At 77.9% G+C, this 6,370-nt stretch carries 6 protein-coding genes, 1 tRNA gene, 2 pseudogenes and 1 riboswitch; of the genes and pseudogenes, 8 read left to right on the forward strand and 1 reads right to left on the reverse strand.

Annotated features, from left to right (window positions below):
* The 8 genes and pseudogenes from ACFU5J_RS21780 to ACFU5J_RS21815 all read left to right on the forward strand — a co-directional run.
* Positions 1 to 378, forward strand: a pseudogene (locus ACFU5J_RS21780) (hypothetical protein); the annotation flags it as partial.
* Positions 375 to 821, forward strand: coding sequence for a ribosome silencing factor (rsfS, locus tag ACFU5J_RS21785; RefSeq protein ID WP_430576249.1), 447 nt, complete (start codon positions 375 to 377; stop codon positions 819 to 821). The pseudogene ACFU5J_RS21780 and the gene rsfS, both read left to right, overlap by 4 nt.
* Positions 818 to 1,507 carry a histidine phosphatase family protein gene (locus ACFU5J_RS21790; RefSeq protein ID WP_430576248.1) on the forward strand — a complete coding sequence of 230 codons (690 nt, stop codon included), beginning with the start codon at positions 818 to 820 and terminating at the stop codon, positions 1,505 to 1,507. Before rsfS ends, ACFU5J_RS21790 begins: the two co-directional genes overlap by 4 nt.
* A gap of 89 nt (positions 1,508 to 1,596) precedes the next feature.
* Positions 1,597 to 1,669: transfer RNA gene (locus ACFU5J_RS21795), tRNA-Ala, on the forward strand.
* 150 nt (positions 1,670 to 1,819) lie between these two features.
* Positions 1,820 to 1,932: riboswitch (TPP riboswitch) on the forward strand.
* Positions 1,926 to 2,561, forward strand: coding sequence for an ECF transporter S component (locus ACFU5J_RS21800; protein WP_430576247.1), 636 nt, complete (start codon positions 1,926 to 1,928; stop codon positions 2,559 to 2,561). Its footprint overlaps the riboswitch before it by 7 nt.
* 3 nt (positions 2,562 to 2,564) lie before the next feature.
* Positions 2,565 to 4,043 (forward strand): ATP-binding cassette domain-containing protein, encoded by a 1,479-nt coding sequence (locus ACFU5J_RS21805; protein ID WP_430580109.1) that lies wholly within the window; start codon positions 2,565 to 2,567, stop codon positions 4,041 to 4,043.
* Positions 4,040 to 4,738, forward strand: a complete 699-nt coding sequence (locus ACFU5J_RS21810) for an energy-coupling factor transporter transmembrane component T (protein WP_430580110.1) — start codon at positions 4,040 to 4,042, stop codon at positions 4,736 to 4,738. The genes ACFU5J_RS21805 and ACFU5J_RS21810 overlap by 4 nt, the downstream gene beginning before the upstream one ends.
* A gap of 36 nt (positions 4,739 to 4,774) precedes the next feature.
* Positions 4,775 to 5,395, forward strand: a complete 621-nt coding sequence (locus tag ACFU5J_RS21815) for a class I SAM-dependent methyltransferase (protein WP_430580111.1) — start codon at positions 4,775 to 4,777, stop codon at positions 5,393 to 5,395.
* On the opposite strand, the pseudogene ACFU5J_RS21820 reads toward ACFU5J_RS21815, so the two are convergent.
* Positions 5,376 to 6,370 (reverse strand): annotated as a pseudogene (locus ACFU5J_RS21820) (hypothetical protein); the annotation flags it as partial. The gene ACFU5J_RS21815 and the pseudogene ACFU5J_RS21820 sit on opposite strands and share 20 nt — an antisense overlap.

Below are 6,370 nucleotides of genomic sequence, written 5' to 3' on the forward strand. Positions count from 1 at the left end.
CCGCTGCCCTGGGCCAGCCCCGCGGCGGAGCGGCCCGCCGCCCTCCCGCCCTCGCGCCCGACGGCGGGCGCCGCGCCGGCCGCGCCCGCGCGCCCCGCCGCGTCCCCGTTCGACGCCCTGGTCGCCTCGGAGCAGCCCGTGCGGGCCCGCTCGGCGGCGCCGCAGGTCGAGGAGGACGACGAGGAGGACTGGGACGAGCCCGAGGCGTCCTACACCTGGTTGCACTACATCGTGCTGGTCGTCGTCGCGTTCGTGCTCGGCCTGCTGGTGTGGAAGCTCCTGCTCGCCGGCTCGGACGACAAGAGCTTCAGCACCGACTCCGCCGCACCCGCGGTGACCCACTCCCTCACGACACCCCAGCCTGGAGCCGCAGCATGACCGCCACCCCCCGCGCCGTCGAGCTGGCGATCGCCGCCGCCCGGGCCGCCTCGGACCGCAAGGCGCAGGAGATCATCGCGCTCGACGTGAGCGAGCAGCTCGTCCTCACGGACGTGTTCCTCATCGCGTCCGGCACCAACGAGCGCCAGGTCTCGGCGATCGTGGACGCCGTCGAGGAGGCGATGATCAAGGCCGGCGCCAAGCCGATCCGTCGCGAGGGCAAGGCGCAGGCGCGCTGGGTGCTGCTCGACTTCGGCGACGTCGTCGTGCACGTGCAGCACGCCGAGGACCGCGTGTACTACGCGCTGGAGCGCCTCTGGAAGGACTGCCCCGCCATCGACCTGCCCGAGGACGCGCGGGGCGGCGACGGCGCGGCCGCGGCGGCGGAGTACGGCGACGCCGCGGGCGACGGAGCGATCCGCCTCGCGGGCGACGAGCGGTGACGGCCGGCACGGTCGTCCTGCTCCGCCACGCCCGTACGGCGTACAACGCGTCCCTGCGGCTGCAGGGGCAGATCGACATCCCCCTCGACGACGTCGGCCGGTGGCAGGCGGGGGAGGGCGGCTCCGCCCTCGCGTCGTCGCACCGGGCGACGCGCATCGTGTCCTCCGACCTGGGCCGCGCCCTCGAGACGGCGACCGCGTACGCGGAGGCGCTCGGCGGCGCCCCCGTGCAGACCGACGTGCGGCTCCGCGAGCGCGGCTTCGGCGACTGGGAGGGCATGACGGGCGCGGAGATCTCCGCGCGCTGGCCCGAGGAGTACGCCGCCTGGCGGCGGGGTGCCGAGCCGGCGGGCGCGGGGGCCGAGTCCAAGGCGGCCGTCGCCGCGCGGATGACCGAGGCGGTCGCCGAGCACGCCGAGCAGCTGGACGACGACGCGACCCTGGTGCTGGTCTCCCACGGCGCCGCGATCTCCCTGGGGGTCACGGCCCTGCTCGGTCTCGACCCGACCTCGTGGCGCGGGCTGGCCGGCATGCACAACGTGCACTGGTCGCACCTGCACCGGTCGGGGGAGGGCGCCGTCCCGGCCTGGCGGCTCGTCGCGCACAACGTGGGCGCCGGATACCCGCTGGACCACTGGCAGGCCGGTCCGGACTGGAATTTGGAACCTGACCCGAAGTCTGCCTAAGATATCGACGTTCCGAGGGGCGCAAGACCGGAGGAACACACCGAATCAGACGAATCGTCGGTCGCTCGCGGCCACGAGAGTCGGTTCTCGGGGCTGTGGCGCAGCTGGTAGCGCACCTGCATGGCATGCAGGGGGTCAGGGGTTCGAGTCCCCTCAGCTCCACCCCGACGAGAAGGCCCGGAACCCTCAGGTTCCGGGCCTTCTCGCATGTGCGGGGTCTCGCGCCGGCCCACGCTGCGGGACGACCTTGCGCCCGGCGACCGGTCGCCTAGGGTGGGCTGCGGCCGCGTCGTCGGCCGCCACATCTGAAGACACCCATGACAGGGGAGCGCCGTCGAAGGGGCGCTGAGAGTGCGGGCACGAGCCGCAGACCCTTGGAACCTGCTCCGGTTAGCACCGGCGAAGGGAGTTACCTGGAATGTCCGCGCCCATCGCACGTCCGACCGTCCTCGGGACGGTTCGCGCGAACCTGCGGTACCGCACCGTCGACCTGGTCACGATGGCGATGCTCGGCGTCGCCGTCGGCGTCGTCTTCTGGGGCTGGACGCAGCTCTACCACCTGCTCTCGGCCGGTCTGGTCGTCGTGTTCCCGCCGGCCACCGGCCTGCTCGGCGGCGGATGGCTGCTCGGTGGCGTGCTCGGCGGACTCATCGTCCGCAAGCCCGGCGCCGCGCTGCTCACCGAGGTCGTGGCCGCGAGCGTCGAGGCCCTGCTCGGCGCAGGCTGGGGCTTCTCCGCCATCGTCTCGGGCGTCGTGCAGGGGTTCGGCGTCGAGCTCGTGCTGGCGCTGTTCCTGTACCGGCGGTTCGGCAGCGCCGTCGCGGCGCTGTCGGGCGCCGCGGCGGGCGCCTGCGGCGCCGTCTACGAGTGGTTCGCCTACTACCCCGACTGGCAGTGGGGCTTCCGCCTCGCCTACCTCGGCCTCTTCGCGCTGTCCGGCGCGCTCCTCGCCGGGCTCGGCGGCGCGGCGCTCGTGCGCGCCCTCGCCCGCGCCGGCGTGCTCGACGCGTTCGGGCCCGGCAGGGACCTGGCCGACCGCGCCGCCCGGGGCTGAGGGGTGGCGCGCGCACGGCTGCAGGGCCTCACGTGGCGCCCCACCGGTCGGGCGGCACCCGTGCTCGACGGGCTCGACCTCACGGTCGGCGCCGGGGAGCGCGTCGGGCTCGTCGGGCCCAGCGGGGCCGGCAAGTCGACCGTGCTGCACGCCCTGGCGGGCGTGCTCGGCGACCCGCTGCCGGGCGACCTGTCCGGCACCGCGCACGTGGACGGCGTCGTCGGCCTCGTGCTGCAGGACCCGGGCGCCGCCGTCGTCGCCGAGCGGATCGGCAGGGACGTCGCGTTCGGGCCCGAGAACGCGGGCCTGCCGCGCGACGAGATCTGGCGCCGCACCCGCGGGGCGCTCGACCGCGTGGGCCTGCGGTACCCGCTCGACCGGCCCACGTCGGCGCTGTCGGGCGGCGAGCTCCAGAGGCTCGCGCTCGCCGGCGCGCTGGCCCGCGACCCGGACCTGCTGCTCCTCGACGAGCCGACCGCCATGCTCGACCCGGACGCCGCGGCCGAGGTGCGGTCCGCGGTGCTCGACGCGATCGCCGGCACCGACACCTCGCTGGTGGTCGTCGACCACCAGGTCGGGCCGTGGCTGGAGCACCTGGACCGGGTGGTCGTGCTCGGCCCGGGCGGCGTCGTCACGCACGACGTCGCGCCGGGCGCGCTGCGCCCGCCGGGGCCGGGGACGGAGCCCGCGCTCCGGGCAGCGCTCACGGACGCCGGCGTCTGGCTCCCGGGGGTGCCGGCGCCCACCCCGCTGTCGGTGCCCGCGGCGCTGGTCGCGCCGGAGGACGCCGGGCCCGACGTGACCGTCGACGCGCTCGGCGTCGACCTCACGACGCGCGGCCTGCACGGCCGCACCACCACCCGCGCGCTCGACGGCGTCGACGCCCGCCTCCCTGCCGGCCGTCTCACCACGATCACCGGCCCCTCGGGGGCCGGGAAGTCCACGCTCGTCGCGGCCCTGGCCGGGCACCTGCGGCCCGCGCGGGGCCGCCTCGCCGGGGCGCCCGGACGCGGCACCCGGTCCCGCGAGCTCGCCCGCCGCTGCGGCTGGGTGCCGCAGCACCCCGAGCACGGGCTGCTCGCCCTGCGCGTGCGCGACGAGGTGGTGCTCACCGGTCGGCGGCTGGGCGTGCCGGTGGACCTGGAGGCGGTGCTCGGGCTGCTGCGTCTCGACCACCTCGCCGACGCGCACCCGTTCCGCCTCTCCGGCGGCGAGCAGCGGCGCCTGGCCCTGGCGGCGGCGCTCGCGCACCGGCCTCCCCTGGCGCTGCTCGACGAGCCGACCGTGGGCCAGGACCGGCACACGTGGGCGGCGGTGGCCGGGTGGGCCGTCGCCGCGGCGGGGCACGGCGCCACCGTCGCGGCGAGCACCCACGACCGGCACCTCGTCGGCCTCGCCGACCACCGCGTCGCCCTGCCGCCGTGCAGGCGGGACGGGCAGGACCGGGGCGCGTCCGGCCCGGGGCGGGTGGTGGCGGCGTGACCGGGGTGCTCGGGCGGGTGAACCCGCTCGTGCTCGTGGCGCTCGGGCTGCTGGGGTTGGTCGCCTCGTTCGGGGTGCGCGACCTGGCGTCGGCGGCCGTCGCGCTGGGCGCCTGCCTCGTCTGCGGGGTGGCGGGCCTGCCGCGGAGGTCCGGCGCGCCGGCCCGCTATCTGGCCGTGGTCGTGGCCGTCGCGTCGGTCACGTGGTCCACGTGGCTGCTGGGCGGGCGCGACCTCGAGGTCGCGGCCGTCGCGGGGATGCGGATCGCGGTGCTCGCCCTGCCCGGGGTCGCGCTCGCGCCCCTGGTCGACCCGAGCGGGCTGGCCGACCAGCTGGGCCAGCGCCTGCGGCTGCCCGCGCGGTTCGTGGTCGGCGTGGCTGCCGCGCTCCAGCGGTTCGAGCGGCTCGGCGCCGTCTGGGAGCAGGCGTCCCGCGCCCGCCGGTCACGCGGCCTCGGGCCGGGGCGCGGGCACCTCGACCGCGGGCGGCACGCCGCCTCCGTGACGTTCGCCGTCCTGGCGGCGACGCTGCGGGACGCGACGACGATGTCGGTGGCGATGGACGCCCGCGGTTTCGCGGGAGCGGGGTCGCGGACGTGGGCCGAGCCGGCGCCGTGGGCCCGGCACGACACGGTCGTGCTCGGCGTCGGCGTGCTGGTCGCGGCGCTGCCGTTCGCCGTCCTCGCGGCCGGGTAGACGGCAGGCGCGCACACTGGGGGAGGAGGTGCGCGCATGGACCGACCGGAGGCACGCACGGAGCACGACTTCGACGCCCTGTACGCGGGGGACGTCCCGCCACCGTGGGAGATCGGGCGGCCCCAGCCCGCGCTCCTCGCCCTCGTGCGCCGGTCCGTGCTCGCGGACCCCGTGCTCGACGCCGGGTGCGGCACCGGCGTGCTGGCGCTCGCCGTCGCGCGGGCCGGGCACCGGGTCCTGGGGGTCGACGGCGCGGCCCACGCGATCTCCCGCGCCCGGGAGCGGGCCGCCGAGGCGATCCTCGAGCCACCCGGCGAGGTGCGCTTCGAGGTGGCCGACGCCCGCCATCTCGACCGGCTGGACGTGCGGCCGCGCACCGTGCTGGACTCCGGCCTGCTGCACACCCTCGACGCGGGCGGCCGCGCCGCCTACGTGGCCGGGCTCGCCGCGATCTGCCCGCCGGGCGCGCTCGTCGCCGTGCTCGCGATGTCGGTGCACGCCGGTCTCGGCTGGGGCACCACCGCGGACGACCTGCGCGCCGCGTTCGCGTCGGCGGACTGGACGTCCACCGAGGTCACGGACGCGGAGCTCGTCGCGCGGCCGGCCGACGACGAGCGGCACCTGCCGGCGCTGCTCCTCACGACGCGGCGCGCGTGAGCCCCTGCCTCTCGACGGCGGCGAGCAGCGCGCGGGCCTTGGCCGGCCCCACGGCGCGGCCGGGTCGCGCGGCGACCGCCTCCAGCCCGGGGAAGGTCGCGGCGTCGGCGGGGACGAGACCGCGGCGGGCGGCCTCCGCGAGGTAGGGCAGCGAGGCGTCGGCGACGTCGAGCACGCGGGGGAGCCAGCGGGGCAGGGGACCGTCGGTGGCCCCCGCCGCGGCGACCGCCTCGGTGAGCACCGGCCAGAGGGCGGGCAGCGTGGCGGGGCGCCGCTCCACCAGGCGGACCATGCGCGCGGGGCTCGCCGCGGGCTGCGTCACCAGGGCGCGCGCGGCGAGGCGGACGCCCGCCCACCCGAGGGCGCCGTTCCCGATCAGCTCGCGCACGACGCGCTCCCCGCCGATCCCGGCGTCGCCCTCGTGGCACAGCATGGACAGGGCGACGGCGTGCAGGGCCGCGCTGCGCGGCGGGATCCCGCCGGGCGGTGTCCGCAGCGGCCCGCCCGTGCCCTCGGTGCGGTTGCGGTGCTCGTGCGCGCGCAGCAGGCCCGCCTCGGCGTCCCAGGCGAGCCACGCCTCGGTGCCGCGCGCGGGGTAGCCGGACGGGTCGGGCTCCTCGCCCTCGGCGCGCACGACGGCGTCGCACTGGCCCTCGCGCTCCAGGTCGTAGGCCCACACCTTGACGACCCGGTAGACGCGCCCAGGGTGGGCGGGGAGCCGCAGGTCGAGCGCGAGCAGCTTCGTGGGGGCGTCCGGGTCCTGCCAGGCGGCGGCGATACGCACCCCGTCGTCGACGACGGGGAGCGTCGCGACCCCCGCGGGCCACACGGCGTCGAAGTCCGCGGGCGCGCTCGCGGGCACGGGCCGCGGCGCCGGCGCGGGGTCCGCCGCGGACGGCGCCAGGGGTGCCGGGGGGTGCGCCGTCACGGCCACCCGCCCGGCGGCGACCGGCCGCGGGGCGCCCGGGCGTGCGG

Source organism: Isoptericola sp. NPDC057559 (assembly GCF_042801555.1).
GTDB lineage: Bacteria > Actinomycetota > Actinomycetes > Actinomycetales > Cellulomonadaceae > Isoptericola.